At 69.7% G+C, this 26,466-nt stretch carries 22 protein-coding genes and 1 pseudogene; 11 read left to right on the forward strand and 12 right to left on the reverse strand.

Annotated features, from left to right (window positions below):
- Nucleotides 1-16 precede the first annotated feature (16 nt).
- The 3 genes from HNR40_RS20220 to HNR40_RS20230 all read right to left on the reverse strand — a co-directional run bounded on the left by HNR40_RS20220 (nt 17) and on the right by HNR40_RS20230 (nt 2,509).
- A complete protein-coding gene (locus HNR40_RS20220; protein ID WP_221340610.1) occupies nt 17-1,441 on the reverse strand; it encodes a serine hydrolase domain-containing protein in 1,425 nt (474 codons plus the stop codon).
- 35 nt (nt 1,442-1,476) lie between these two features.
- Nucleotides 1,477-2,085: a DUF1707 SHOCT-like domain-containing protein gene (locus tag HNR40_RS20225; protein ID WP_184963498.1), complete on the reverse strand. Its 609-nt coding sequence runs from the start codon at nt 2,083-2,085 to the stop codon at nt 1,477-1,479.
- Nucleotides 2,086-2,191: 106 nt separating this feature from the next.
- Nucleotides 2,192-2,509 carry a hypothetical protein gene (locus HNR40_RS20230; protein WP_184963500.1) on the reverse strand — a complete coding sequence of 106 codons (318 nt, stop codon included), beginning with the start codon at nt 2,507-2,509 and terminating at the stop codon, nt 2,192-2,194.
- 640 nt (nt 2,510-3,149) lie between these two features.
- On the opposite strand from HNR40_RS20230, the gene HNR40_RS20235 reads away from it, so the two are divergent.
- The 4 genes and pseudogenes from HNR40_RS20235 (at nt 3,150) to HNR40_RS20250 (ending at nt 6,007) form a co-directional block, all read left to right on the forward strand.
- Entirely contained in the window at nt 3,150-4,355 is a 1,206-nt protein-coding gene (locus HNR40_RS20235) for a serine hydrolase domain-containing protein (RefSeq protein WP_184963503.1), read from the forward strand.
- 40 nt (nt 4,356-4,395) lie between these two features.
- A pseudogene (locus HNR40_RS20240) lies at nt 4,396-4,671 on the forward strand (ABC transporter ATP-binding protein); the annotation flags it as partial.
- Nucleotides 4,672-4,702: 31 nt separating this feature from the next.
- Complete coding sequence (locus HNR40_RS20245; RefSeq protein ID WP_184963505.1) at nt 4,703-5,491, forward strand: ABC transporter substrate-binding protein; 789 nt, start codon at nt 4,703-4,705, stop codon at nt 5,489-5,491.
- Nucleotides 5,492-5,635: 144 nt separating this feature from the next.
- Nucleotides 5,636-6,007 (forward strand): iron chelate uptake ABC transporter family permease subunit, encoded by a 372-nt coding sequence (locus HNR40_RS20250; RefSeq protein WP_184964190.1) that lies wholly within the window; start codon nt 5,636-5,638, stop codon nt 6,005-6,007.
- 1 nt (nt 6,008) lies between these two features.
- Here the strand turns inward: HNR40_RS20250 and HNR40_RS20255 are convergent, their stop codons facing one another.
- Nucleotides 6,009-6,524 carry a DUF6817 domain-containing protein gene (locus HNR40_RS20255; protein WP_184963507.1) on the reverse strand — a complete coding sequence of 172 codons (516 nt, stop codon included), beginning with the start codon at nt 6,522-6,524 and terminating at the stop codon, nt 6,009-6,011.
- A gap of 127 nt (nt 6,525-6,651) precedes the next feature.
- Nucleotides 6,652-7,551, reverse strand: a complete 900-nt coding sequence (locus HNR40_RS20260) for a LysR family transcriptional regulator (protein WP_184963509.1) — start codon at nt 7,549-7,551, stop codon at nt 6,652-6,654.
- Between the two features lie 340 nt (nt 7,552-7,891).
- Here HNR40_RS20260 and HNR40_RS20265 point away from each other — a divergent pair, with 340 nt between their 5' ends.
- Nucleotides 7,892-8,497, forward strand: a complete 606-nt coding sequence (locus HNR40_RS20265; protein WP_184963511.1) for a hypothetical protein — start codon at nt 7,892-7,894, stop codon at nt 8,495-8,497.
- A gap of 16 nt (nt 8,498-8,513) precedes the next feature.
- On the opposite strand, the gene HNR40_RS20270 is transcribed toward HNR40_RS20265, so the two are convergent.
- Nucleotides 8,514-8,912: a DoxX family protein gene (locus tag HNR40_RS20270; protein ID WP_184963513.1), complete on the reverse strand. Its 399-nt coding sequence runs from the start codon at nt 8,910-8,912 to the stop codon at nt 8,514-8,516.
- A gap of 271 nt (nt 8,913-9,183) precedes the next feature.
- Between HNR40_RS20270 and HNR40_RS20275 the strand changes: the two genes are divergently transcribed.
- Together HNR40_RS20275 and HNR40_RS20280 are read left to right on the forward strand one after the other, a co-directional pair.
- Nucleotides 9,184-9,618, forward strand: coding sequence for a hypothetical protein (locus HNR40_RS20275; RefSeq protein ID WP_184963515.1), 435 nt, complete (start codon nt 9,184-9,186; stop codon nt 9,616-9,618).
- A gap of 420 nt (nt 9,619-10,038) precedes the next feature.
- A complete protein-coding gene (locus HNR40_RS20280; protein ID WP_184963517.1) occupies nt 10,039-10,443 on the forward strand; it encodes a hypothetical protein in 405 nt (134 codons plus the stop codon).
- Nucleotides 10,444-10,498: 55 nt separating this feature from the next.
- Here HNR40_RS20280 and HNR40_RS20285 read toward each other — a convergent pair whose 3' ends face one another.
- Together HNR40_RS20285 and HNR40_RS20290 are read right to left on the reverse strand one after the other, a co-directional pair.
- Entirely contained in the window at nt 10,499-12,031 is a 1,533-nt protein-coding gene (locus HNR40_RS20285) for a phenylacetate--CoA ligase family protein (protein WP_184963519.1), read from the reverse strand.
- Nucleotides 12,032-12,159: 128 nt separating this feature from the next.
- Nucleotides 12,160-15,534 carry a phosphodiester glycosidase family protein gene (locus tag HNR40_RS20290; protein WP_184963521.1) on the reverse strand — a complete coding sequence of 1,125 codons (3,375 nt, stop codon included), beginning with the start codon at nt 15,532-15,534 and terminating at the stop codon, nt 12,160-12,162.
- A gap of 104 nt (nt 15,535-15,638) precedes the next feature.
- Between HNR40_RS20290 and HNR40_RS20295 the strand changes: the two genes are divergently transcribed.
- Complete coding sequence (locus HNR40_RS20295) at nt 15,639-16,820, forward strand: cytochrome P450 (protein WP_376773481.1); 1,182 nt, start codon at nt 15,639-15,641, stop codon at nt 16,818-16,820.
- On the opposite strand, the gene HNR40_RS20300 is transcribed toward HNR40_RS20295, so the two are convergent.
- Both HNR40_RS20300 and HNR40_RS20305 read right to left on the reverse strand, forming a co-directional pair.
- Nucleotides 16,821-18,638: a PQQ-dependent sugar dehydrogenase gene (locus tag HNR40_RS20300; protein ID WP_221340611.1), complete on the reverse strand. Its 1,818-nt coding sequence runs from the start codon at nt 18,636-18,638 to the stop codon at nt 16,821-16,823.
- 110 nt (nt 18,639-18,748) lie between these two features.
- Nucleotides 18,749-21,637: a YbhB/YbcL family Raf kinase inhibitor-like protein gene (locus HNR40_RS20305; RefSeq protein WP_184963524.1), complete on the reverse strand. Its 2,889-nt coding sequence runs from the start codon at nt 21,635-21,637 to the stop codon at nt 18,749-18,751.
- Between the two features lie 179 nt (nt 21,638-21,816).
- On the opposite strand from HNR40_RS20305, the gene HNR40_RS20310 reads away from it, so the two are divergent.
- Together HNR40_RS20310 and HNR40_RS20315 are read left to right on the forward strand one after the other, a co-directional pair.
- On the forward strand, nt 21,817-22,476 hold the full coding sequence (locus HNR40_RS20310; RefSeq protein ID WP_312896441.1) for a hypothetical protein: 660 nt from the start codon (nt 21,817-21,819) through the stop codon (nt 22,474-22,476).
- Nucleotides 22,477-23,078: 602 nt separating this feature from the next.
- On the forward strand, nt 23,079-23,801 hold the full coding sequence (locus tag HNR40_RS20315; protein ID WP_184963526.1) for a VIT1/CCC1 transporter family protein: 723 nt from the start codon (nt 23,079-23,081) through the stop codon (nt 23,799-23,801).
- A 200-nt stretch (nt 23,802-24,001) separates the two neighbouring features.
- On the opposite strand, the gene HNR40_RS20320 is transcribed toward HNR40_RS20315, so the two are convergent.
- Nucleotides 24,002-25,195 (reverse strand): MFS transporter, encoded by a 1,194-nt coding sequence (locus HNR40_RS20320; RefSeq protein WP_312896442.1) that lies wholly within the window; start codon nt 25,193-25,195, stop codon nt 24,002-24,004.
- Between the two features lie 59 nt (nt 25,196-25,254).
- Here HNR40_RS20320 and HNR40_RS20325 point away from each other — a divergent pair, with 59 nt between their 5' ends.
- Nucleotides 25,255-25,857, forward strand: coding sequence for an ArsR/SmtB family transcription factor (locus HNR40_RS20325; protein WP_184963531.1), 603 nt, complete (start codon nt 25,255-25,257; stop codon nt 25,855-25,857).
- Here the strand turns inward: HNR40_RS20325 and HNR40_RS20330 are convergent.
- Nucleotides 25,847-26,434 (reverse strand): DUF1989 domain-containing protein, encoded by a 588-nt coding sequence (locus HNR40_RS20330; RefSeq protein WP_184963533.1) that lies wholly within the window; start codon nt 26,432-26,434, stop codon nt 25,847-25,849. The genes HNR40_RS20325 and HNR40_RS20330 overlap by 11 nt on opposite strands.
- Between the last annotated feature and the right edge of the window lie 32 nt (nt 26,435-26,466).

The raw sequence follows: 26,466 nt of genomic DNA on the forward strand, positions 1-26,466 counted from the left end.
CCTCGGTGTAAACGGGTCAGACCCGGCGGGTCAGGCGGCCGCCGCCGTTGCGGAAGCGCGTCTGCCCGTCGCGGACGTCGTGGAAGGAGACGAGCAGCAGCCGCAGGTAGCCGTCGAACGCCTCCAGGGGGTAGCCCTCGGGCGCGAACAGGCCCGGCCGGATCGGCACGTAGCGCTGGGGCGGGGCGGAGGTGGCGCCGCCGGCGAACTCCGTGAAGATGTGCTCCTGCGACGCGTCCGCCGGCTCGTACGTCACCCGCTCCTCGAGCTGTCCGTCGACGATGCTGACGTCGACGCGGAGCTGGTTGGAACGGTAGGTGCCCACGTAGGGGGTGAGGTCGACGTCCTGCTCCAGTTCGGTGACCAGCTTGGGGATCCGGACGCCGAGGTGCTCGCTCAGGAGCCACCCCAGGAGCTGGTCCTGCAGCATGATCGCCGCCGGGTTGTTGCCGTAGGCGGTGAAGACCAGGTCGTGCTCGGGGACCACGCACAGGATCGAGACGCCGCCGGGCGAGGCGCCCGACATGGCCAGGACGGTCGTTTCGCCGAACGGGTACAGCACCCAGCCCAGGCCGATCGGCGGGGTGTTGGGGCTGCCCATGTCGAAGGAGATCCGCTGCATGAGCGCGGTCGACTCGGCCGACAGGACGCGCGTACCGGAAGGCGAGAGACCTCCCGCGAGGTGGGTGCGGCCGAAGGCGAGCAGGTCGGCGATGGTGCCGATCGGCGTGCCGCCGGCCGGGCCCCAGGTGTCGGGCAGCGTGAACATGTTCGTGGGCTTGGGCTCCATGGTCTCCGGGTCGGGGAAGTGGCCGACGGCCGTGCTGCGCAGGATGGCCTGCTCGGCCGAGGTGCTGGAGTTCGTCATGCCGACGGGGGCGTAGACGTCGCGGGCGAGGAGTTCGGGGAAGGACAGGCCGGTCACCACTTCGAGCAGGCGGCCCGCGACGATCATGCCGCCGTTGGAGTAGCTGAGCTGCTCGCCGGGCTCGAACAGCGTGCCACAGCCGCTCGCCAGGCCCTTGACGTAGGCGGCCAGGGCGTCGCGGCCCTTGTCGCCGGGGAAGTACAGGTCGGCGTCGATGCCGTTGGTGTGCCCGATCAGGTGCCGGACCAGGATCTTGTCCGCGGCGCCCGGTACGGCCAGCGCGAAGTCGGGCAGGTACGTCGTCACCGGCGCGTCGAGGTCCAGCACCCCGCGCTCGACCTGCTGGAGGACCAGGGTGGTGGTCAGGACCTTGGTGACGGAGCCGAACAGGAATCCGGTGTCGGGCAGCATCGGCGCGCCGGTGGCGACGTTCGCGGTGCCGTGGGCGACGATGATCTGCTCGCCGGCCTGGTAGACGCCGGCGACGAAGCCGGGGACGTCGGCGGACTCGCAGTAGGCGGCGACCTGGTCGCGGATCTGAGCTTCGATGGTCTGCGGTGCGTTGGTGTTCATGTGGAGCATCCTCGAAGCTTGCCCCTGGGGCAAGGTCAAGCCCTGCGCATCAGCCACTGCCCGAACGTCCGGCGCGGTGGCCGCACCACCACGCGGCCGTGAACCTTCTGACCGACCAGCACCACCCGCAGGGTGACCGGCGCCTCGGGGCCGCGGTGGTGCTTGACCTTGCTGTGCACCAGCTGCAGGCCGTCGGTGTCGACCACGATGCCCGGCTTCGTGACCAGCGTCAGGGTCTTGCCCGCCATGCTCACGTCGATCCGCAACGTGTCGTGTGTGATCACCGCGTCGGTGAAGTCGAGCGTCACGGCGCAGTAGGTCACCGCGAGCTCCAGCCTCCGCGGAACCACCCAGCGGCCCGTGCGCTCGATCGCCCCGCTGTGGACCTGTTCGATCCGGACCAGGTCCTTGACCTCGGCGACCGCAGTACCGGCTGTGGCCGAGACGGGCGGCAGGTCGGCGGTGAGCGGCGTCAGCTCGCTCAGGGTCCGTGCCGACAGGGCGGCTTCCACGCGCTCGTCCAGCTCTTCCGCGCTCAGCAGGCCCTCTCCCGCCGCGATCCGGAGCACCTCCACCACGCGGTCCCGGTCCGCGTGGGAGGCGCGCACCGCGGGCTTACCGCTGGGTGAAGTCTCTCCCGACATGCGTCCATCCTGGTCCTGTGGAACGGCTCCGCGCGACGCGGGCGGCGGCGCGAGTCAAGACTAACGCTTTGTCACGACGCGTTCCGGCCCCTGCGCCCGGCGCTGATCAGCGCGGGCGGCTGAGGGCGGCCTCGGCCAGATCCGTCCATTGCCCGGCCGCGGAGTGGGGCACGACCACCCAGTCCTTCATGGTCCTGCCCTGCCCCGAGGGGTCGAACAGTGACGCTCCGGGCAGCTCGAGCGCGGCCGCGTGCTCGGGGGTGTCCCTGACCAGCCGGAACACCATCGCGCCGTCACGCTGCAGGCTCGCGAACACCTTCCCCACCTGATCCTTGAGCGCCGGGCTCCCCATCATCCTGGAGATCCGCACACCCAGGTCGGCCAGTTCGGCGCCAACCTGGTGGAAATCCTCTTCCGCACTCATCCTCTTCCCCCGTGATGCGATCGCCCGGCCCCGCCTTCCGGCGACAAGGCGCTCAGGCTAGTCGTCGCGGCAGCACCGATCAAGGCCGGGCGTCAGATGCGCTCATTGACAAGGAACACTGCCCGCCCTGGTAAAGACTCCCGCGATCGGTCGCCCTGATACTGGGCGAGTCGATCTCCGGATCAATGACAGTCCCGGCGGAGATCCCATGGTCAGTGCCCGCGGCCACTCGCACGACACCGGCAATCACTACATCCGTGAATTCGGCAGGGACTCGATTACCGGGAAATACCTGTGGGATTGGTGGGCGGACAACGACGGCGGGTCGGATGGCGACACGAAGGACACCTACTTCGCCTCACACTGGTGCGGTCACGCCCCATGGTGAATCTGTGATGCCGGGCTGACCCTTCAGCTCGCGGGTCGGCCCGGCCGAGTCCCCGGACAACGCCGGGTGGTGTCACTGTTGCCTTAGCCATCATTCGTTGCAACACAGCGTTGCTTTAGGCCTCAGCGTCATTGCACCACTTTATCGCCTTTTACCTGGGCAAATGCCTTACTTGTGATTGACGTGACTGTGAACGCAACGTAGCTTTCGAGTTGCACAAGACACGTACTATCGCGAAGCGAGGAAACATCCATGAGTCCTACCGACAAGAGGCCGCGCGCCTACCACCGCGCGGCGGTCACGGCGCTGATGGCCGCACTGCTGGCCGGGTCGGCCACACCCGCGGTGGCCGCCACCGGAAAGGATCGTCCAGAGCTGCGCAAGGCCATCCAGACGTTCGTCGACGCCGGATTCCTCGGGGTTCAGGTGCGCGTGAACGACGAGCGGGGCCAGTGGGTCGGCACCGCAGGTCAGCGCAAGCTCGGCACGAGCGCGAAGCCGCCCGCGAACGGGCATTTCTGGGTGGGCAGCGTCACCAAGACCTTCCACGCGACCGTGGCCTTGCAACTGGCCGCCGAGGGCAAGATCGGGCTCGACGCCCCGGTGGCCGGCTACCTGCCCAAGCTCGGGCTGGACCGCCGGATCACGGTACGCATGCTGTTGCAGCACACCAGCGGACTGTTCAACTACACCGGCGACCTCGACCCCGACGGATCATGGGTTCCGGGACTCCCCGCGACGGGCAAGGAGTGGCTGGACAACCGCTTCCGCTCGTACCGGCCGGAGGAACTGGTGCGGTTCGCGCTGTCCAAGCCGGCCCGGTTCGAGCCGGGGGCGACCTGGGGCTACTCCAACACCAACTACACGCTGACCAGGCTGCTGATCGAGAAGGTCACCGGCCGCTCGTTCGAGACGGAGCTGAAGCGACGGATCGTGGGACCGCTCGGCCTGAAGGGCACCATGGTGCCCGGCAACCGGACGCAGCTGCCCGCGCCGTACGCCCACGGCTACTTCCGCTACCAGGACGCCGGCCAGTGGAAGGTGGCCGACGTCTCCCGCCAGAACCTCTCCCTGCTGGCCGGAGCCGGTGACATGCTCTCGACCACCAAGGACCTCCACACGTTCTTCTCCGCGCTGAACAGCGGCAAGCTCCTGCCCGCCAAACTGCTGGCCGAGATGCGCGAGCCGCACCCGAAGAGCGACCCCCTCTACGGCAACTACGGCCTCGGCGTGTTCGTCCAGAACCTCGGCCCGGCCTGCGGCACCGTCATCAACCACAACGGCAGCCCGCCCAGCGGCTACGCGGCGCTGATGTACAGCACACCCGACGGCAGCAAGACCCTGACCGCCTCACTGACGGCCGGCGACGCCGCCTTCGACTTCACCAAGTACCCGAAGCTGCTGAACGACCTCGTCAAGACAGCGTTCTGCGGCAGCCAGACCGGGTCAGCTCAGTAGCTCCGCGCTCGTCGAGCCCTCGGGCTCCGGGAAGACGACGGTGACGCGGCTCATCGCCCGGTTCTTCGACGTCGACACGGGATGCGTGCGCGTCGGCGGCGTCGACGTCCGCGACCTCGATCAGGGCGCCCTGCTCGACGAGATCGCCATCGTCCTCCAGGACGTCTACCTGTTCGACGACACCATCGAGAACAACCTGCGCCTGGCGCACCCCGACGCGAGCCGGCACGAGCTCGACGAGGCGGCCGCCGCCGCGCGGCTCGACGAGGTGATCGAGCGGCTGCCCGACGGCTGGGCCACCCGCGTGGGCGAGGCCGGCGCCCAGCTCTCGGGCGGCGAACGCCAGCGTGTCGCGATCGCGCGGGCGATACTCAAAGTACGGCTACGCCACCGACCCCTTCGTGTCCGCCGCCTACACGATCTTGACGAAGGCCGGGGTCAAGCTGGTCGAGACCGGCAAGGCCGAACTCATCGCCGCCGCCGCGCCGGAGCTCGTCGTCGGCCTGCCGAACACCGGCAGCGACACGATCGTCCCCCAGCTGCGCGAGATCGCGCCGGTCGTGATCCTGCCCGGCCTGCCCGTGCTGGAGGACACGCTCGACACCCTCGGCGCGATCACGGGCCACCGGGCCGAGGCCGCCGCCGTGGCCCGGCGTCTCACGACGGCGCGCACCGATCTGGCGCGCCACGTCAAGGCCTCGGAGTTCGCGGGCGCCGCCGTATCGGCACTGTCCGCTTGTGGTGAAGACGCCTTCTGCGTGTACGGCAACGCCCGCGGCTTCGGCCCGATCCTTACCGATCTCGGCCTGAGGCGTCCCCCTCAGCAGGCGCTCAAGGGCAACGAGTGGGGATACGAGAACCTGTCGCCGGAGAACCTCGGCGAGCACAAGGCCGAGATCATCGTCGCGTTCGCCGGCTCGGTCTCGTTCGGGGCTCCGTCCCCGTTCAAGAACCCGCTGCTCGACACCTCGGGATCGCGGACCGGCGAGGTGGACTTCTCCGCCTGGTTCGGAGTCGGCCCGCTGAACCAGGTCTGGGTGCTCAACGACCTCGACGCGCTGCTCTTCGGCGAGGGGCGGATCGCCGACGCGTCAGCCGGGCCGGCGTTGAGGGCACGGATCACCGCCGCCTCATGAGCCCGGCACCCGGCACTCACGCTGTAGGGACAGGGCCCGCGCGGTCCCGGGCGGCGCGGACGTTGTGGCTGGTCGTCGCCGTGGTAGCCCTGGTGATGGTGGCGATCTTGAGCATCGCCGTCGGGGCCAAGCCGATCGACGGCGATCGCCGGGGCGCTCACCGACTACGACGGGTCGGACGAACACCACATCGTGCGTGACCTCCGTCTTCCGCACACGGCCGCCGGGCTGCTGGCCGGCGCCGCGCTCGGCGCGTCGGGCGCGCTGATCCAGGCGTTGACCCGCAACCCGCTCGCCGACCCGGGCCTGCCGGGTGTGAACGCCGGGGCGGCGCTGTCGGTCGCGATCGGCATCGCCGTGTTCGGGGTGGGCTCGGTCGGCGGATACCTGTGGTTCGCGTTCGCCGACGCTCTGGCCGCGACGCTCGGCGTCTATCTGATCGGCTCGGCCGGGAAGGGCGCCGGTGGCGGCTATCTGGTGTGGCTGCTGATCCACGAACAGCGCCGCCGTAGATGACCTAAGGCCCGGTCCAGTGGAAGGCGTGGCAGGTCCGTGCCGCCTCCTCGCTGAGCAGTGCGCGGTGGTCGTCGAAGAACTCGCTCAGGGCGGCGCCGTGCCGTCTTCTGATCTCGGCGCTGTGCTCGGCGACGTCCAGTTCGTTGGCGGCGGTGATCTCCATGAACGAGCGCAGGAGATCCGGCCGGGGGCGGTGGAGCGTGCCGGTGAAACGGTCGCGGAATCGATCGGCGGTGAGGGCGCCTCGGTCGCAGGACGCATAGAAGTACACCAGTTCTTCCGCCTGCGTGCCGATCACCCGCCGGACGACGGCGCGTTCGGACAACTCCAGCAGCGCGGTGCCGAACCCGTCGGTGCCGTAGACCGCGTGGCACAGTCCCGCCCGCCGTACCGCCTGATCGGCTCCCCACTCCCCCAGCCGCGCCTCGACCCGCAGCAGATGGGCCAGCAGCGTGCCGCCCGGGTGCTCGACGTCGCCGGCTCCCAGGTCGATCAACAGGTCGAGTGGGGTGACCAAGCGACGCTCCCTTTGTTCGATGGGGCGGGGTCGGCACCCGAAGTCGCCGGGTTGCCGCCCCGCGTCACATCGTCGGGCGGCAGAACAGGCAAGTCAATCCTCCGATCTCCTTGCAGATACCCAAGCCCTACCTTGGATGATCGGCGACTGCCGTGCCCCCGGCACTCCCGCTCACGGTCTCGGCGAATTCCAGCACGAGCGGGCTCAGGGCCCGCCATTGGCGGACCGCCCAGCCGACCGTCAGCGCGGGCAGCCAGGGGATGGCGATGGGCCGCAGCCGCCGGCCCCATCCGGGCATCGCCGGGACGAGGGCATGGCCGATGCCGAGTTCCGCCAGCAGGAGAGCGGTGTCCCAGTCCGCGACCCCGGCGCTGGCGGCCAGCCGTATCCCGTGACCGGCCAGGTGTGTCTCCAGCCAGGTGCGCGAGGTGGAGCGCTCGGGCAGCTCGATGTACCGGATTGCGGCCAGGTCGGCGGGTTCGAGGTGGGTGCGGGAAGCCAGCGGGTCGTCGTCGCGTACGGCCAGCACCCACGGCAGTTCCAAGGCGGGCCGTTGCTCGACCTCGTGCACGGGCGGCCCCATCGTCACCCATGCCAGGTCGGCGTCGTGGTCGCGGACAGCTTCCATGCACTGCGTGCTGGAATGGCCTGTCTGGAACTCCAGCACCGCCTCGGGGTGGCGCGCCCGGAAGGCCGCCACCCCCTCTGCCAGGAAATGCCGCACGCTCGTGGCGCCCGTGGTGATCCGTACGGTTCCGCCTTCGCCGCGTTCCATCTCCGACAGCAGCCGCAGTGTCGCGTCCAGGCCGCCGAGGCCATCGGCGGCGCCTCGGCGGAGCACGCGTCCGGCAGGAGTCAGGGCGACTCCGCGCGGCAGCCGTTCGAACAGGGCCAGGCCGACCTCACGCTCCAGCCGCCTGATGTGCTGGCTGACCGCCGATTGGCTGCACGACATGGTTCTGGCCACCGCGCTGAGATTGCCCGCCTCGCACACGGCGAGGAAGACCCGTAGGTCATCCAAGGTCATGCTTGGGAATCTACAAGGAAACCCGAATTCCGACTTACGCATCGCGGTGGGGAGTCCGGCGTGACCGGGTGGGCCGCGACGCCGGCCGACCGGGCGCGGACCGCCGCGTCGGCGCCCTCGCCGGCCTGGCCTGGTGGCGCACGACCATGGCCGACCGATTCCTGCTGGAGCCCGCGGCCGTCGCCTCCCGCGTCGGAGTTCGCCGTCAAACGCCGTTTTCACCTCGCGCCAGGCGGTACGCGCGCCGCCGTGACCGAATTCTCGATCGGGTCCGAACTTTTCCCGGGGAGGTGTCATCCAACCTTGCGAAAGATCCACATGAAAAAGGGGGATGACACACGTGCGGATTTCTTTGGTGATGGCCGGGGTCGCGGTGGCGGGAATACTCACGAGTCAGGCGGCGGTGGCCGAGAGCCGGTCGATTCCGAAGAACTTCCTGCTTTACGAGAAGCAGGCGCGCCAGGACGTGAAAAACAAGCACTGGTACGTCAACGAGGGCAAGGAGCGCGACCTGGCGGAGGTCAACAACATTCAGTGCTCCAATGCCAGCCTCAAAGGCTGGATCGACCGGCGTGACGTCACCTTCAATCCGAAGAACGACGGCAACGAGAAAACCCACTCCTCCCGTGGCGAGCAGGTTTTCCTCTTCGCCGACATCCGCGGGGCAGAGAAAATGATCAAGCAGATGCACGCGCGCATGGCGCGATGCGAGGGCGTCAAGGTCATCCTGCAGACGGTCGGCGACAGCGCGGTGGGCGGAGCGCGCACGGTCAAGCAGCCGGGGGCGGTCTCGCAGGTGCAGAAGTTCGTGGCGGTCCGCAAGGGTGCCGCGGTCGCGCTGTACTGGGACCTGCGCAACGACGCCAAGGCCCTGCGCACCATCGCCCAGCACGCCAAGGACGCCGAGCGGATGGCCGCCAAGCTCTGCCGGATCGGCGGCTGCTGAACCGCGCGACCACGGCCTATCGCGTCACCAGCCTTCTGCTCTCCGGCCTGAAATGCCATGACGCGATCGCGAGAATGAGAAGAAGAAGTGCCGGAACCAGTTCATACCAGGAGTTGCCCGTGGCGATGTGCGAGAAAAGCCCTCCGGTGAACAGGAAGACCATGCCCGCGTACGCCCATTCCTTGAGCAGCGGATACTTGGGAAGCAGAATCGCCAGCGCCCCCAGGAGCTTCCACACGCCCAGGATCGTGAGAAGGTAGACGGGGTAGCCCAGTTCGGCCATGCCCCAGGCATAAGGCGGCGCCAACGCCTCCCTGCCCTCCATCCTCAGGAGTTGCTGGACTCCGGAACCGACCAGTCCCGATGCGAGCCCGACGGTGGAAAACCAGTAGACGATCCTTTGTGTCTTCGCCATATCGTATCGGCTCCTCGCTGATTTCGTTCCGTGACTACCCGCGTCACGTTATTGCGAGGGGATCGGCCGGCGCTTCTCGATTCCTGATCGATGCGCGGGTGCGGTGGCGAAGCGCCTCTCCTGCCTGGCGGCGGCACGACGAGCCGGCCGTACGAACGAGTAAAAGAGCGTGGATGGAGTGCGCATTCGGCCACTGACCCGCACACGCTGCCGCCGCACTCTGAGATGCCGGCGTTTCGGCATGAAACGCCGGTCAACAGAGGAGAACGGCATGCGATCTCACAGGCTCTTACCCGCGCTCGCACTGATAGCGGGCCTGGCCGTCGCGGCGGCCTCGCCCGCCGACGCGACGGCCGCCACGTGCCGGGTGGAACTGAACTACGTGGACGCCTACGACGTGGACGAGAACAACGGCGACGAGATCCGGATCAACCTCGCCGGGTACATGTACCCCAGCGGCAACCAGTACGTCCCCATGGACAACGGTGACCGCGCCTACTCCGGCAACTTCGCCAACCCGACCACCACCATCGGCACCACCGGATCGGCGCTGTTCAGCCTGCGCGAGGTCACCCCGCCCGCCGTCGGCCAGGGCAAGCACCTCGGCTCGGTCACCGCGTGGGGCTCCGCCTCGCCACGCTGTCCACCGGCCAGATCACCTACGTCCCGCAGCACATCTTCGGAAGCGACTACTGGTACTACATGAGCCTGGTGATGACCGGCCTGTAGCCCCCGGTGTGGCAGACCAGTCGGGACCCCTGGCCGGCAGGCCGATGATCTCACCGGTCGTGGCGCTCCGGCCTGGTTCCCGAAGCCGCCCCGGGAACCAGGCCGGCTCAGGGTCGGCTGTCGAGCCACTCCCGGAAGGTCGGACCGGCGAGCTTGTCATGCGGGCCGGGCAGGAACCCGCCCTCGGCGGCGATCCCGGCATCGGGCATCCCCGAACCGTCAACGCCTACCACGTGCGCACCCCCGAAAAACCGTCCCGCGTCGACCGCGAAACCATAATGAGCCGCTGAATCCTTAAACCCGCGCGCCGGACTGTCCGAGGTCTAAAGCGAAACAAAAGCGGTGCTCGCTATCGTGGCCACGTCCCACATTCCCTCCTCCCGATGGGAACATTTCCATGAAAAAGAGCACGACCGCATCGATCGTGGCTGCGGCCGCATTGATCACGTTCACCGTTCTGCCGGGCCAAACCGCCCAAGCGGCCACCACGACCTGCACGATTAAGGTCTTCGCGCAGGAATGCAATACAGGCATCATGCCCACGCCCGGCAATGTCATGTGGACCGAGGTGCGCAACTGCTACGTCAGCGGGGTCGGCTCTTCTGTGCGGTGGAAGCTCGTGGACATCGTCAGCAGACGTACGGTGGCCAGCGGCACGGTGCCCTGGGGGAAGCAATTCCAGAAGTCGACGACGGGACTCTATTCCGAGTACCGGCTTGAGCTCTACGACGGAAATCCCGGTGCGCGCGGCAGGATGCTCAACACCAACCCCAGCTGGGGTGGAGGATGGAGCAACTGTTAGAGGAGCAGCACGGGTCAGGGCGGTTGTGCTCGCGGTGGCCGATCCATGGTGAAGCTCAGACGAGGTAGACGTTTTTCATTTTGGTGAGGTTGGCGAAGGGGCCTTCGCCGTGGTTGAAGAGTTTCACGCGGAGGTCGGCCGCTGTCGGGTCTTCCTTGAGGGATTCTGCGAAGTCGCGGGAGACGTGGCTCAGATGGGCCACTACGCCCTTGCGGCAGATGTCGGTCAACGCCTCGCGGTCGGTGGTGGCGTCCTCGCGGAGTTCGATGTTGATGACGGGGCGGTATTCGAGGCCGGGTAGTTCTTCCAGTGACAGGCAGAAGCGGGCTATCGAGGCCGCGTAGGGGTTGCCTTTGTAGAGGCCGTACTCGACGTCCTGCGGGTAAAGATTCGCGCCCATGTACGAGATTGTTGAGTCCTTGCGGCCGAACAGGAACAGCAGCGGCAGGTTCATGCGCTCGTCGGTCCACATGCCCGCGTATTCGGGGCCCAAGGCTCGTTTTACTTCGGGAAGTGTTCGTAGCAGGGCTTCGTCGCCCACGTTGTAGCGGAGCTTGGGCTGCAGGCAGCTTTTGGTGTTGATCGTGCACAGGAGTTCGCCGGAGTCGTTGACCTCCAGGAACGTCTCCAGCGGGTTGTAGTGGAAGATCATGGGGAGGCGTTGCTCGTCGGGGCCCAGCAGGGTTTCGCGTAGGTGGCGGTCGGTGGCCAGGCGTTTGCGGAGCCGTACCGTGAAGCCGGTCTCCGCGCCCATTCCGATGGTGAGGTCGCTGGCGCCGTAGCCCGAGCGGACCTCTTCGAAGCGCTCCTCCAGGTAGTCGCGCAGCGCCTCGGTCATGCCCTCGCCGCCGACCATGCCGCGGATGCGGTAGTCCGTCCAGGGGAAGCCGCTGGCGTCCAGGCGGTCGCGCAGGTGTTTCAGGAACGGCGGGTACGCGGCCACCACGTAGTCGTAGCCGGGGCCGAAATGTTGGAGGGTGTCGGCTATCTTCTCCAGGTCGGGGCCGGTGTTCTTCACCATCGCTATGCGGGCCATGGCGGTGCCCGTGGTGGTGCCGGTGGCCCAGGCGCCCATCGAGTACGCGTTGATCACGAACAGGCGGCGGCCGGGGAAGACCAGTTCGATGTAGCCCGCCGCGTTGCGGTAGATGCCCTTGAGCTCGCGTGGGCCGCGCACCCAGTTGTACGGCTTGCCGCTCGAACCCGATGACTCGTCCACGATCACGCCCGGCCGATGCAGCCTGCCCTCCTGGCAGCGGCTGCGCTCGTCGTAGGCGCCGGCGTAGTTCTGCTTGGTGGTCTCGGGGAAGTCGGCCAGGCGGCTGGCCTGTCCGGCGCCGCGTTCGCGCAGGAAGTCGCGGTAGGCGGGCACGTCCACGGCGGCGAACTGGCAGGCCACGCGGGCGTGCCGGGCGGCCAGCCGGTCCAGCACGGGGTGGTAGGAGCGGGCCACGAACTTCCACACCGCCGGGTGCATGGCGCCGAGCCGGTACGCGCCGGTCAGCAGCCACGAGTAGGCCTGGAGCCGGGCTCTGCGCCAGTGCTGGCGGGGGGTGAGCGGTCCCAGGCGCGGACTCAGTCGGGTCATGGCCGGTTAACCTAGCGAATCGCGATTAATGATCGCTTGATACGCGCTGTCATGAAACCGCCCGGCGGCTGCGGCCGCCGGGCGTTCTCATCACCGCGGAAGGTCGGGGTAGGAGCTCGGGTTAAGGGTCAGGCGGCGGCTTTGGCGGTCAGGGCCACTGTGCCCTCGCGCTTGACGCCGTTGACCGTCACCGCCACCACGATCGAGCCTTCCCGCAGCGCGGTCAGGGTGCCGGTCGCGGGGTCGAGGACGGCCTTGTGCCACGGCCGGGCGCCGGAGCGCGCGCCGATGTGCAGCGCGGGCGAGCCGCTCCACGACGCCGACACCGGATAGGCGACGGGCACCTGGCGGGCGCCCTGCTTGACGGCCGCGGTGACCGCCGCCGGCCGGCCCACGACCACGGTGGCGGGCGCGGTCAGCGTGAGCTCGTCCACGTGCGGGCGTACCTGGGCGCCGATCCACGCGGGCGCGTCGACGAACCAGTTGCGCCGCACGTGCTCGGCCTCGCGCGGGGTGACGGGGTCGACGCCCCACAAAGACCAGCCGGTGAAGCCGCCGTCGTCAGGCGCGGTGGCCGGGTTCTTGCCGGAGTTCCCGTTGATGAAGTACGGCACCGCGTCCACCCGGGACGCGTGGAAGGTCCCGACGTGGGCCCCGATGTAGGCGGCGCCCTTGCCGGTCTCCCGCTGGAAGTCGGCCAGCCACTGCTCCACCAGCGCCGCCTCCTTGCGGTCGCCGAGCTGGCTGCCCTTGCCCGGTGTGGGGTCGCGCGGCGGCACGTGGAACAGCACCGCCACCGACCCGATCGCCGGGTCCTTGGCGGCCGCGTCGAGTCGCTCGCGCAGCAGGGCGACCTGGTCGAAGCCGCCACCGCGCACGTTCAGCCGCGAGGTGTCGAGCGTGACGAACCGGGTGCCCTTGTGGTCGAAGCTGCGGTAGGTGTCGCCGAAGACCGCCCGGAAGTTGTCGATCTTGCCACCCATCACCTCATGGTTGCCCGGGATGTACTGATATTTCAGCTCACCGCCCAGCTCCTCATCGAGGATCTTCTTGGCCAGCGCGAAGTCCGCCGGCGACGCCTCGTCCACGAGGTCGCCGTTGATCAGCAGGAAGTCCGGCTTGGCCGCCTTGATCTCCCGCAGCGTACGGCGGGCGTTGCGCACGATGTCGCTGTCCGGGTCACGCGCCACGAACTGGGCGTCCGACATGACCGCGAACCGCCACGGCATCGCCTCCACCGACGCCTTCACCACCGGATCGGCGATCTTCTCCGCCGGCGGCGCCTGCACCGGCGGCGGCACCTTGGCCACGAGCCCGTCGATGAGGATCTCGTTGGTGTACGAAGCGTCCGCCTTCGTCTCGGCCACGTAGAAACGACGCAGCTTCAGCGGGTAGGACACCCCGGGCGGCACCTGGAACTCCACGTACTTCCACCCGGTCCAGGTCAGGTACGGCCCGCGCAGGATCTGCGACTGTCCCTGGGCGTCGTAGAACTCCAGCGAAGGCCACTCCCCCTTGCCGGTGGAGTTGATCCAGAGCCCGAACGCCTGCGCCTGGCCCGGCACCACGATCTGCTGCGGCGGGCTGGCGTACGCCGCCCGGGTGGCCGTCGACTGGGTGAAGTCGTAGGTCAGCTTGAGCCCGCCGCCGCTCTGGCCGGGCGCGGCCGACAGCGAGCCGGTGGCCCGTGCGGCGGCGAAGGTCCAGGAGCCGGCGTCGTCGAAGGCGGCGACGTTCTGCTCCTCGGTGCCCACGGTCACGGGCACGGCGGTGGTGACGCGGCCGACCTTGGCGGTGATGAGCCCGGCGCCCTTGTCCTGCTTGGCCTTCACGGTGAAGAACCCGTTGGGGTTGGGCGTGACCTCGAACAGCGCGCGGTCGTAGTCGAGCGACAGGTCGCCCGGCTCGATGGGCGCGGAGTTGCCGTTGCGGTCGTAGCCGACGAGGCCGAACGTGCCGGTGGCCTGCGCCGCGGCCAGGCCGACCCGGTCGGTGGTGGCGCCGAGGCGGGTAAGCGGCTGGAGCACGGTCAGCTCCAGCGTGCCCTTGGCGTCGCCGCGGGAGGCGGTGACGGTGGTCTGGCCGGGGACGAGGGCGCGGAAGACGCCCTTGTGGTCGACGATTCCGTGCACGACCGGCTTGGAGCGCCAGCTCGGGGTTCCGGCGGCGGGGCCGTACGTCTCGTCGAAACCGGCGGCGCTCAGCCGCCGCGAGAGCCCGGGGAAGACGCGGTCGGGGCGGCCACCGGTGACGGGGCCGACGCCGGGCGCCTTGGCGGGGTCGCTCGCGGTCTCCAGCCAGAAGCCCTTGAGCTTGCCGCTGCCCTCGGGGGCGTAGAGAGCCAGGCCGTTGGGGACGGGGCGCTCGCCGCCGTCGGAGGGGCTGTTCTCGACCTGGGGCTCGGCGGCGCCGGGCTCGCGGGCGAGCATCGTGGAGGAGCCGCCGCCGTCGAGGTTGAGCGCGTTGTGGGCGCCGAGCTCGATCATCATGGCGGCCAGCTCGTTCAGCGTGACGCCGCGGCTGTCGGCCTGGCGGCCGTCGACGGTGAGCAGGTACATCTTCCTGCCGTCGGCGGAGAAGCCGACCGCGGTGCGCGGGTGCGCCGCCTGGTCGGTGGAGTTCTGCACGGCCCCGTCCTTGACCAGGACGTAGTTGCCGCCGATGGCGGTCTCGACCTGGCCGCCGTCCGACGGCTTGGGCTGATACTTGACGTCGATCTTGTCGCCGGGCTTGAGCGCGGCGAGGGCGTCGGCCCCGGCGTCCCTGCCGAGCAGGATCGTGGTGCCGGCCGGGATCGGGCCGCTGCCCGCGGTGGTGCGGACCTCGGTGACCGCGCCGCCGGTGAGGACGACCTCGGTGACCTTGGCCGCGCCCTCGACCGCGCGGGCCCGCGCGTGGCTGCCCCACAGCGGGGTGAACAGGCCCACGCCGTTGTCCTGGATGAGCTGGTTGAACTGGGTGAGGGCGATCGGGGCGCCGCTCGGCGGGGTGGCGCTGCCCTCGAAGTACATCTTGAGCACGCGGCCGACGCCCTCGCCGGTGAGGGCGACCGCGTTGTTCCAGCCGCTGGTGGGCGACTGGACGAGCGTGCCCTTCTGGACGCCGATGCCGAGCGCGGCGCCCGAGCGGTTGATGTCGAAGAAGTCGCCGTTGACCGCCGCGACCGCGCGGGCGCGCTTGGCGGGGCCGGACAGCGGCTCGGTCTTGGAGACCTCGCCCGAGTTCAGGTAACCGGCCTTGACGCCGCCGGACAGGTCCGCCGACAGCGCGTCGGCGCGCAGCCAGCCTGCCGCGTCGTAGCGGTCGAAGGCGGTGAAGGTGATGCCGGGCGCCACCGGCCTGCTCTTCTTGGCCGTCTCCAGGTGCTTCGGGGCGGGGGCCGCGAGGAGCGTGGAGGGGGGCGGGTAGGACGACGCGGGGGGCGCGTCCTCGACGGGAGCTTGGGGGTCGAGTGCCGCTGTTAACACCAAGGCCGCGGCGGCCACGACTTTGAGGGTGATCACGCCCCGAACTCAATCGCTCGCGGATATAACTTTCAAGACCCAGGGGTGAACTAAAAGAAAATTTCATGGTCCGAGATAGGTAGGTCTGGGCGAAGATGGGGCTTGTGGATCTCCAGGCCTTCTACCGCGACCCGTTCCCCGCCTACGAAGCCGCCCGGCGCGAACCGGGCCTCACCTTCGTACCGGAGCTGCAGGCGTGGCTGGTCTCCCGCTACGAGGACGTGCGCGAGGTGCTCGGCCGCCCCGAGGAGTTCTCCTCCGAGGGCGCGCTCCGGCCCGACCACCTGCCGCGCCGTTCCGCGCTGAGCGAGCTGGTCAAGGGCTTCGGCGGCCGGCCCGCGGTGCTGAGCAGGGACGGCGAGGAACACCGCCGCCTGCGCAAGCCGCTGGTGCGCGGCCTGTCGCCCGCGCGGGTCGCCGCCGCCGTGCCGTTCATCGCCCGCCGCGCCGCCGAGCTCGTCGACGCCTTCGCCGCCGACGGCCGCGTGGAGTGGATGTCGGCGTACGCGCGTCCGCTCGCCGCCGACGTCATCGGCCACCTCATGGGCCTCGACCCAGCCGATGTACGGCCGGCCGTCGAAGCCGGGAACCGGGCCGAGGACCTGCTGTTCCAGCCCATGACCGACGACGAGCAGGCCGCCGCGGCCCGCGACATCGTCCGGCTCCAGCACCTGCTCGACGGCTACGCCCGCACCCGCAGGAAGGAACCGCGCGACGACCTGACCACCGAGATGGTGCGGGCGCTGGCCCCCGGCACCGCCCTGCTCACCACCGAGGAACGCAACGAGATCGTCTCCAACCTGCAGAACCTCCTGCTGGCCGGACACCTGACCACGACCGCGCTGATCGGCTCCGCCGTACACCATCTGCTGCGGGATCGCGCACAGTGGGAGACGTTGTGCGCGCGCCCCGAGCTCATCGCGGCCGCGATCGAGGAGACCGCCCGCTTCGAGGCGCCCGTGCAGGGCTTCCGTCGTACGGTCACCCGCCCGCTCACCTTCGCCGGAACCGAGCTGAAGGCCGGGGACACGGTCTTCGTCTCCTACGGCTCCGCGGGCCGCGACGGCGCGGGAGGGTTCGACATCACCCGGCCGCCCGCCCGCCACCTCGGCTTCGGCCACGGCGTGCACGGCTGCCCCGGCTCGCAGCTGGCCCGCGAGCAGCTGCGGATCACGCTGGAGGAGCTGATCCGCAGGCTGCCCGGGATCCGGCTGGAGAGCCCCGAGGTCACGATGGCGCCGACGCTGATCCATCGCGCCCCGGAGGCGCTCCACCTGGTCTGGTGATCAGCGGGTGCCGGTCACCTTCCAGATCTTGCCGTTGGCCTTGGACAGCACGAACAGGTCTCCCGCGCGGTCCATGCCGAAGCGCAGGTCAACGCGGGAGTTGCCGGCCAGCGTCTGCATGGTGACCTGGCTGCCGGCGGCGTTGTAGATCTTGAGCTGGTGCAGCGGCGCGAGGTCGGTGCCGCCGCGGGTCATCTCGATCTCGTTGGTCGCGAAGATCCAGCCCTGCACGAGGTCCCCGAACAGGTACTTGCCCCGCAGGGCGGGCAGCGCGGCGCCCCGGTAGACGAAGCCGCCGGCGATGGCCCGGCCGAGGTCGCCGGTACAGCCGGGCGGGCCGTTGTGGTCGTAGGCGGCGACCGGGTAGGTGTAGCCGAACCGGCTGTCGTCGGCGGGCAGCGGGTAGAGGTAGCAGGGTTCGCTCCGGTCGAAGCGGAAGGCGCCCTCGCGCTCGCTCCAGCCGAAGTTGTCGCCGGCCCGCACGTCGTAGACGGCCTCGATGTCGTGCTCGCCGATGTGCCCGAGGAACATCCGGCCGCTGCCGCCGCGGTCCCAGCTGAAGCGGTGCGGGTCGCGCATGCCCAGGGCGTAGATCTCGCCGAGGGTGCCCGGCTGACCGGTGAACGGGTTGCCGGCCGGGATGCCGTACCGGCCGTTGGCGCTGTCGCTCCCGCGCGGGTCGATCCGCAGGATCTTGCCGAACGGCTGGTTGCGGGCCTGCGGCACGGTGCTGCTCGTGCCCCTGCCGCCGTCGCCCGCGGCCACGTAGAGCAGGCCGTAGTCGGGGCTGCCCGGCGTGGCGTTGGGGTTGAAGTCGATCTGCTGGATTCCGTGGATGTAGGTGCCGAAGCCGAGGCGGAGCAGCTGCCTGCGGGTGCCGCTGAAGACGGGCGCCGCCGGGTCGCTCGCCGTCCACTCCGTGACCACGCTCTGCACGACCGCGCCGGACTGCGTCCAGTCGGCGCGCTGGGTGCTCAGCGCCTGGAACGCCTCGCTGTGCGCGGTGTAGAAGCGGCCGTTGGCCGCGAAGTCCGGATGGAAGGCGACGAAGCCGAACCCGCTGCCGAGGCCGCGGCCGGAGAAGAAGTTGCCGCCGACCGCGGCTCTGACGTCGAGGTACACGCCGGGCGTGCCGCCGCCGGCCGGCAGGGTGTAGAGCCTGCCGTTGAGGTCGGGTACGAACCTGCGGCCGTCGGCGAGCTGGCCCAGGTGGTTGATCCGGGCATGGCGGCGCAGGCGGGAGTCGGTGGGCGAGGGGACGGGTTCGGTCCTGGGGAACTGGGCGTACTCGGTGAGGACCAGGCCGAGGTCGGACTGGATGGGGTTCTGCGGGATCGGGTCGGCGATCGGGCCGGTGCCGCCCCCGCCTTCCGCGCCCTCGGTCAGGGCGTCGACGTTGGGCAGGCCCGCGGCGGTGGTGGCGGTGAGGCGGACGCTGTTGGCGCCCTGGGCGAGGACGGCGGCGACGGTCTCGTTGTCCCACGTCGTCCAGGCGCCGGTGCCCGCGAACTGGAGTGTCTCGATGGTGGATCCGTTGACGGTGAGCGTGGCCGGGCGGGCGATGGTCGTTCCGTTGGCGTACCGGAAGGCCAGGTTGGTGTCACCGGCGCCGGTCACGGTGAACTCGACGTACGCGCCCGCCGCGTTGGCGCTGTTGACGAAACCGGTGCCGGAGAAACCCGCGTGGTTGCTCTCCACCACGCCGTTGCCGATGGCCGCGCTCTCGGCCTCGTAGACGACCGAGGCCGCGGATGCCGCCTGGCCGGGCCAGACGAGCAGGCCGGCCACTAAGATCATGGCCAGCGTCGATCTGTGCATGGGGGCCCTTTCCCGCCAAAGATGGGATCTCTTATGAGAGATCGCTTCCCACTCCTCCGATGTTTCGAGGGGCCGGAGGCGAGTGCCTCCCGCCCCTCCATTGACGCAGGTCAGCGGGTGGACGCGTTCGAGTTGCCCGCCAGCTTGGTCGAAGCCAGGTCACGGGCCAGGATCGCGGTCTCCACCGCCGCCACCGACGAGCCGGAGGTCACGCCCGGCAGCGTCGCGGTGTCCAGCGCGTAGAGCGTGAACTCGTACTTGTGGGTCGAGCCGCCCGGGCAGGGCCCGAAGTACTGCAGCGCCTTGTTGCCGCTGCTCATCGCCTTCTGCTTGGCCGGAGCCTGGCTCGGCACCTCGTACCCGAGCCCGAGCCCCTCCGGCAGCGACGACTTGGCGGCGGGGATGTCCCAGATCGCCCAGTGCTTGCCGCCGTTGGCCGTGTCGATGAAGGTGATCGCGTAGCTCTGCGTGCCCGCAGGCGGCGTGGACCAGGCCAGCTGCGGCGAGATGTCGTTGCCCGACACCCCGTCCTGCGCGCAGGTGAAGCGCGCCGGGATGTTGCCGTTGTTCGCGAAGGCCGTGCTGGTCAGCGCGAACGGCGGGCCGGCGAACTTCAGCCTGACGATGTCGTTGTCGATGGTGGTGGGGGTGCCCCCGTTCTTGTCGTTGTTGGTCGAGGTCAGCCAGAGGCCGCCGTCGGGGGTCTTGACCACGGTGCGCAGCCGGCCCCAGTTGCCGTTGAAGAAGGCGCGCGGGGTGTCGGTCGTGTTACCGGTGATCTTCATGACCCACAGGCGCGAGCCGCGCACGGCCGCCATGTAGATCCAGTCGTTGACGATCTCCAGGCCGCTCGGGGAGGCGCTGGAGACGCTCCACGTCCTGACCGGGTTGACGTACCGGCTGTCGCTGCAGGTGCCTTCACAGGTCGGCCAGCCGTAGTTCTTGCCCGCCTGGATGATGTTGAGCTCGTCCCAGGTGCCGTCGCCGAACTCCGACTCCCACAGCCTGCCCTGGGAGTCCCAGGCGATGCCCTGCGGGTTGCGGTGGCCGAGGCTGTAGACGCGCGGGGCGTTCGGGAACGGGTTGCCGGGAGCGCCGGCGCCGGTCGGCGTGACCCTGAGGATCTTGCCGTTGAGCGAGTTGAGGTCCTGCGCCCTGCTGCTCGTCTGGGCGTCGCCGGTGGTGATGTAGAGCATCCCGTCCGGGCCGAACTTGATCCGGCCGCCATTGTGGAACTTGGCCTTGCTGATGCCGGTCACGACCGGCTCGCGGGCGCCGATGGCGTTGTTCTCGTACTTGAAGCGCACGACCCGGTTGTCGCCGGACGCGGTGTGGTAGGCGTAGACGTAGTGGTCGGTGGCGAAGTTCGGCGACAGCGCGAGCCCGAGCAGGCCGCCCTCGCCGACGGTGCCGACCGCCTCGGTGACCTTGCCGACCACGGTCTTCTGGCCGGCGGCCGTGACCCGGACGATCTCGAACCGGTCGCGCTCGGCGACCAGCGCGCTGCCGTCGGGCAGGAACGCGATGCCCCAGGGCAGGTCGAGCTTGGTGACGTCACGGTCGAAGACCGGGTCGCCGCCGGTCGCCTGCGTCGAGGTCCTGACGCTCAGCGCGGCGCTCTTGGCCGAGATGTTGCCGTTGGCGTCGAACGCCTCGACCTGGAAGGAGTACTGCGTGTTCTGCGTGAGCCCGTCCGCGGTGGCGGTCAGGTCGGGCACGGTCGCGAACTTCGTGCCGTCGCGGTAGACGTTGTAGCCGGTGACCTCGACGTTGTCGGTCGAGGCGTCCCAGGCCAGCGTGATGCTGGTGGCGGCCACGTTGGTGGCGCGCAGGTTGCCCGGCACCGTCGGCGCCTGGTGGTCGTCGCTCGGCGGGGTCGTGAAGGGGACGTTGTTGCTGGCGGGCGAGCCGTTCCCGGCCGCGTCGTAGGCCAGCACGCTCAGCACGTAGCCGGTGTTCGGCGTCAGGCCGGTGACCGTGGCCGTGGTCTGGTTGCCGCCCACGGTCTTGATCACGTTGCCGCCGTTGTAGATGACGTAGCTGGAGACGCCCACGTTGTCGGTGGAGGCGTCCCAGGCCAGGTCCACGGCGCTCGGACGGACCTCACCCACGATGCGGAAGTTGCCCGGCGCGGTCGGCGGCTCCGGGTCGGGCGGCACCGTGGTGCTGATCCGGTCGAGGTTCGGCCCGCCGTTCACGGTGGTGGCGGTGGCCCTGATCTTGTTGGCGCCCGCGATCAGCGAGGCGGTCACGGACTTCTCCACCCACGTGGTCCAGGCCCCGGTGCCGGGGAAGCTCACGTTCTGGGCCGCGCCGCCGTTGGCGGTGATGGCCATGGCCCGGTCGGCGGCGGTGCCGTTGGCGAAGCGGAACTTCACCTCGTAGTTGCCGGCGGTGGGCGCGTTGACCGTGAACTCCACGTAGGAGCCGACGACGTTGTCGTAGTTGACGAAGCCGGTGCCGGTGAATCCGGGGTGGTTCGACTCCACCACGCCCTGGACGATCGTGGCGTCCTCGGCCTGCAGGTCGGAGCTGGGCGCGGCCACCTCGACGTCGACGTAGTCCAGGTTGGGGTTGCCGTTGGCCGTCGTGGAGGTGATCCGGATCTTGTTGGCGCCCGCGGTCACGGGCGCGGTGAGCGTGGAGTTCGCCCACGTGGACCACGCGCCGGTGCCGTTGAACGCGCGGGCCGCGGAGACCACGGTGCCGTTCACGGCGATGTCGGCGGCCCGGTTGACGGCGGTGCCGTTGGCGTAGCGGATGACGATCTCCGCCTGGCCCGCGGCCGCCGCGTTGACGGTGAACTCGGTGTAGCTTCCGGCCACGTTGTCACCGTTGACGAAACCGGTGCCGGAGTAGCCCGCGTGGTTGGATTCCACGAGGCCCTGAGAGATGGTGGCGTTCTCCGCTTCGTGGCGGGTCGGCGCGGCCGAGGCCGGCACGGCCGCCGCCACGCTCATCAGTAACGCCGCCACAAGCGCGCCGGCTAACACGCGCATGGATCCTCCTTGATGGGGGGTGATAGTTAGGAAAACTTCCTAACTCGTATTGATGGGATCACTCCCCACCATCACTGTCAAGCGAGTTGACTCCGTTCTCAAGACCTCCCACCACTGGCATCTCGCGCGACAGGAGCGCAGACTGGAAAGACAGGCGAACGTGGAGTAGTGGAGCATCCGTGGACAACCACCTCGACCACATGCCGGTTCTGTCGCGAGGCAGGCACCGCAATCCGAAACGCGGCGCGTGCTTCATGGAACTGGCTTCCTACCTGGCAGGAGAGCGCTGGAGCGACCATCCGGCCTGCACGCACCCGCTGCTGGCCGCGCTCGCCCGGCTCGTCAACGACAACACCGGCGACGAGAACCGCGACGGCCTGGCCGTACTCGTCCCGTCCATCATCGGGCTGTCCAGCGACGACCTGCGGGTCGACGCCACGATCGCCCTGCGCTGCGCGACCACCGCCCTGCCCGTGGCCGCCGCCGAACGCCAGCTCGCCCTGGCCGTCTCCGTGCTGGCCGCCGAGCAGATGCTGGCCCGGCTCGACGGGCGGCCGGTCGGGCAGCTGTCATCCATGAGCCGGCGCGCCATGGAACAGGTCCCGCAGACGGCGCGCGAGGCGCGCAGGTTCAGCCGGGCCGCGCGGATCACCGACAAGGGCTTCCGCCGGTACGCGGCGCCGAACGCGGTGCAGTTGTCGGTGGTGGGGATCGTGCAGGCGTGCATCCCCAATCCTGACCAGGTGCTGCGATCGTTGCTGGAGTCGGCCATAGCGGACTGCCGCCGCCTCATCCCCACGCCCGACCCCCACCCCCACACCCTCCCCACCCCGGTCTAACCCCCATCCCGGCCCCACCCCCGGGCTCGCCCTGGGCTTGCCCTGGACCCTGGGTTTGCCCGACGCCCCGTCCTCACCCTCGGGCCCGCTCGACGCGACCCTTGCCCTCATCCGCTCATCGCGTGATGGGGGCAAGCTGGTTTTCGGGCTCGGCACGGTTCCCTCGCCCAGTTCCGGCATCCCGCCCTTCACACCGCACCCGCAACGTCCGTGCGTGCCGCACCCGGCGTTGAGGGCTCGCAGGTCGCGTGCGCTGGTTGCGTCAAGCGCGTTAATCGACGCCGCACGTGTTGGTCGACGCCCCGCGTGTTGGTCGGTGCCACGTGTGCTGGCTGGGCCGGGTGCGTCGGTGGGCGGCACGAGCGCCGGCCAACGCCGGGCCGGCGGCGCGAGCGTTGGTTGGTGCCGGGCTGGTGGTGTGGTGTGGCGGGTGAGGGAGCTTGTGTGGCTTCTTCGGGAACCGTCCTGGTTTTCGGGAAGATGTTCGCGTCATGGTGTCACCATCAGGTCTTCCCGCAGGTCAGGCTAGCCTCCCCTTCGTTGCGGATCTTCCGGAAATATGCCTAGATTTGGCGACAAGGTGTCATCATGTGGAGGAAATCATGACTGTCGAGCTGGCCGCGCCGTACTCACCAGAGAGACATCGCCACCACCGCGATGTCACCGGCGGGTGGTTGCGACCGGCGGTGTTCGGGGCGATGGACGGGCTGGTGTCCAACTTCGCGTTGATCGCCGGAGTGGTCGGTGCGGCGGGGGCCGGGCGTGGGGCGGTGCTGGCCGGGTTCGCGGGTCTGGTCGCGGGGGCGTGCTCGATGGCGGCGGGTGAGTACACGTCGGTGAAGTCCCAGACCGAGCTGATGCGTGCGGAGATCGCCGTGGAGCGCCGTGAGCTGGCCCGCGACCCGGAGGGCGAGCAGGCCGAGCTCGCCGCCCTCTACCGTGCCCGCGGCCTCGAACCCGACCTGGCCGCCAAGGTCGCCGCCGGGCTGTCGGTCAACCCGGAGCAGGCCCTGCGCGTCCATGTCCGTGAGGAACTCGGCGTGGACCCTGACGATCTTCCCTCGCCGTACCTGGCCGCGGCCTCGTCGTTCGGCGCGTTCGCGGTGGGGGCGCTGGTGCCGTTGGCGCCGTTCCTGTTCGGGGCTTCCGGGATGGTGGTGGCTGTGGTGCTGAGCTTGCTGGGATTGTTCGGGTTCGGGGCGGTGGTGGCGCGGATGACGGCGCGGCCGTGGTGGCTGGGCGGCCTGCGCCAGCTCGCCCTGGGCGTCGCGGCCGCGTCGGTCACGTACGGCCTCGGCCACCTGCTCGGCGTCACCGTCTCCTAGCCGGTACGGCTCCCGCGACTCCCCCGGGGCATGGCGACCCCCATGCACCATGCCCCGGGGATCACCACCCCGGGCCACCCATCGAAACCCCGGCAGCCGAGATGAAGGCCGCCGACGTCGCCTCGGAGGAGGTGGCCGAGGTCGGGTCGGGCGGCGGGTGGGTGAGGTCATCCCGTGCCGGGGTCGGTTCGGACCAGGGGCTACTCGGTCAGGGCCGGGGTGCGGCGGAGGGTTGGGGAGAGGGTGGCGAGGGCGCAGCAGATGGCGAGGTAGCCGCTGATCACGAGGATGGCGGGGACGGCGCCGGCGAACTGAGTGAGGACTCCTCCCACCAGCGGGGCCAGCGGCGTGATGCCCATGGTGGCGACGTTGAGCAGCGACTGGACGCGGCCCTGCATGTGGTCGGGGACGGATCGGGCGACCTCGACCACCAGCGCGATGCTCAGAGCGGGCGCGACCAGGCCGGTGACGAACAGGACGCTCGCGGGCCAGTACCAGCCGACCGGCAGCACCATCAACGGCAGCGCGAGAGTGACGAACCAGCACCCGGCCAGCATGAGCGCGCCGGTGGGCAGCGACCTGATCAAGCGGCCGGAGATCGCGGCGCCGATGAGGCCGCCGACGCCCAGGGCGGCCATGACGAGGCCGACCTGCTCCGGGGCGCCGACCAGGACGATCAGCGGGATCGTGGTCGCGTTGAACGCCAGGTTGACCGCCAGGACCAGCCCGCAGACGGCGCGCAGCAGGCGACGGCCCCACATCCAGCGGACGGCTTCGGCGATCCCCTGGTACATGCTCTGCCGCGGGGCCGGCTCCTCCGGCCGCCGGGGTACGCGCACGAGCGCCACGCAGACGAAGGACACCACGTAGGTGAGGGCGTCGACGACGAAGGGCAAGGCCCGGCCCAGGGCGAACAGGAGGCCGCCCAGCGGTGGCCCGGCCAGTTCGGCGGCGTGCTGGCGGGTCTGTTCCTGGGCGTAGGCGCTGGGTAGCTGCTCCCGGTGCACCAGTGTCCGGAGGGAGGCGGCGTGGGCGGGTTCGAAGATCGCGCCGGCGGCGCCGTTCACGATGGCCACCGCCACCAGGTGTGGCAGGACCAGGCTGTCGCTCGCGGCGGCCAGCGCGACGCTCGCCATCGTGGCGGCGCGGACGAGGTCGGCGCCGAGCAGGACGCGGCGCCGGTCCCAGCGGTCCACCAGCACGCCGGCGGGCAGCGCGAAGAGCATCCCGCTGGCCAGGCTGACCGCGCTGATCAGCCCGGCCTGGCCGGGTGAGCCGGTCAGCGCCAGCACCAGCAGGGGGTAGGCCAGCAGGGTGAGGGTCGAGCCCAGCCCCGAGGCGGCCGAGCCCAGCCAGAACAGCTGGAAGCGGAGGTTCTTTCTCAACGGCTGCACAACCGACGACAATAGTTGTACAAGAATCCTTGTACAACCTTTCTAGTAAGGTGACGGGCATGGAACAGGCTCGCCGCCACCTAGGCCCCAAGGACGCCGGCACGCTCAAGGCGCTCAGCCATCCCCTCCGGATGCGGCTGCTCCTGCTGGTGCACGAGACGGGCCCGGCCACGGTGGGCATGCTCGCCGAGCGGCTGGCCCAGCCCGTGGGCGTGGTCAGCTATCACATGCGCCAGCTCGCGCTGCACGGGTTGGTGGCGGAGGTCCCCGAGCTGGCCCGCGATCGGCGCGAGCGCTGGTGGCGGATGGTGCCGACCGAGAGCGTGTCGATGACGCCATCGGAGTTCGCCGACGACCCGGTCGGCCGCGTCGCCTCGCGGGCCACGATGCTCCAGCTGATCGACGCCACGGCCGAGCGGATGCGCGAGTGGGTGAACGCCATGCACGCCTGGCCCCCGGAGTGGCAGGACGCCTCGACCCTCGCCCGCAAGGGCCCGATGCGGCTGACCGCGCAGGAGCTCAGCCGCTTCGACGACGAGCTCGACGACCTGGTGATGCGCTACCAGTCGATGGGCGAGAACGCCGAGGACGAGCCCGCCGATCGCCGTCCGGTCATCTTCTTCTGCTACACCGAGCCGATCGGGCCGCCGCTCAGCGAGTGACCCGTACGGCCAGCGGCGTGCACACGTAGTCGTTGGTCGGCCAGTTGTCCACCGAGCACGAGGTGAGCACGAACCACAGGTCCCGCAGCGCGCGGAAGGTGATGCCGTCCCCCGCCTTGGAGGCCGCGGTGCCGACCGGCAGGCTGCCGTCGGGCCGCGGCGGGGAGTTCTGGAAGAGGTTGACCGGATCGGGGACGACCGGCAGCGTCAGGCCCGCCGCCGTCACCGCGCCCAGGAAGTTGTCGTGGCAGTTGGGGTGCCCGAACAGCCCCTCGGCCTCGTACAAGGGGGCGTTGCACGGCGGGTAGAGCATGTCGTGCGGGCCCGGCGAGGTGTCGGCGACCAGTTCCAGAATGGGCTCGCCGGTCTGGTCCGTGAACGCCTCGCCGGTCTTGGGGAACAGGCGCTCCAGCCGGTCGCGGGTGTGCGCCGTGGACAGCCAGCGGTCCGGAGCGCCGCTGTCGATGGCCCACATGTCGCCGACCTGACGGCCTTCCAGGTCGACGACCTCGATCAGGCTGCCGCGCGCCACCTCAAGCGCCCGGCCGGTCTGCGGTTCAATGATCACGTTTTCCATGGGGAGCAGCCTACGGTAATTTGTTGTACGCA

The organism is Nonomuraea endophytica (genome assembly GCF_014203235.1).
In the GTDB taxonomy this organism is placed as follows: domain Bacteria; phylum Actinomycetota; class Actinomycetes; order Streptosporangiales; family Streptosporangiaceae; genus Nonomuraea; species Nonomuraea endophytica.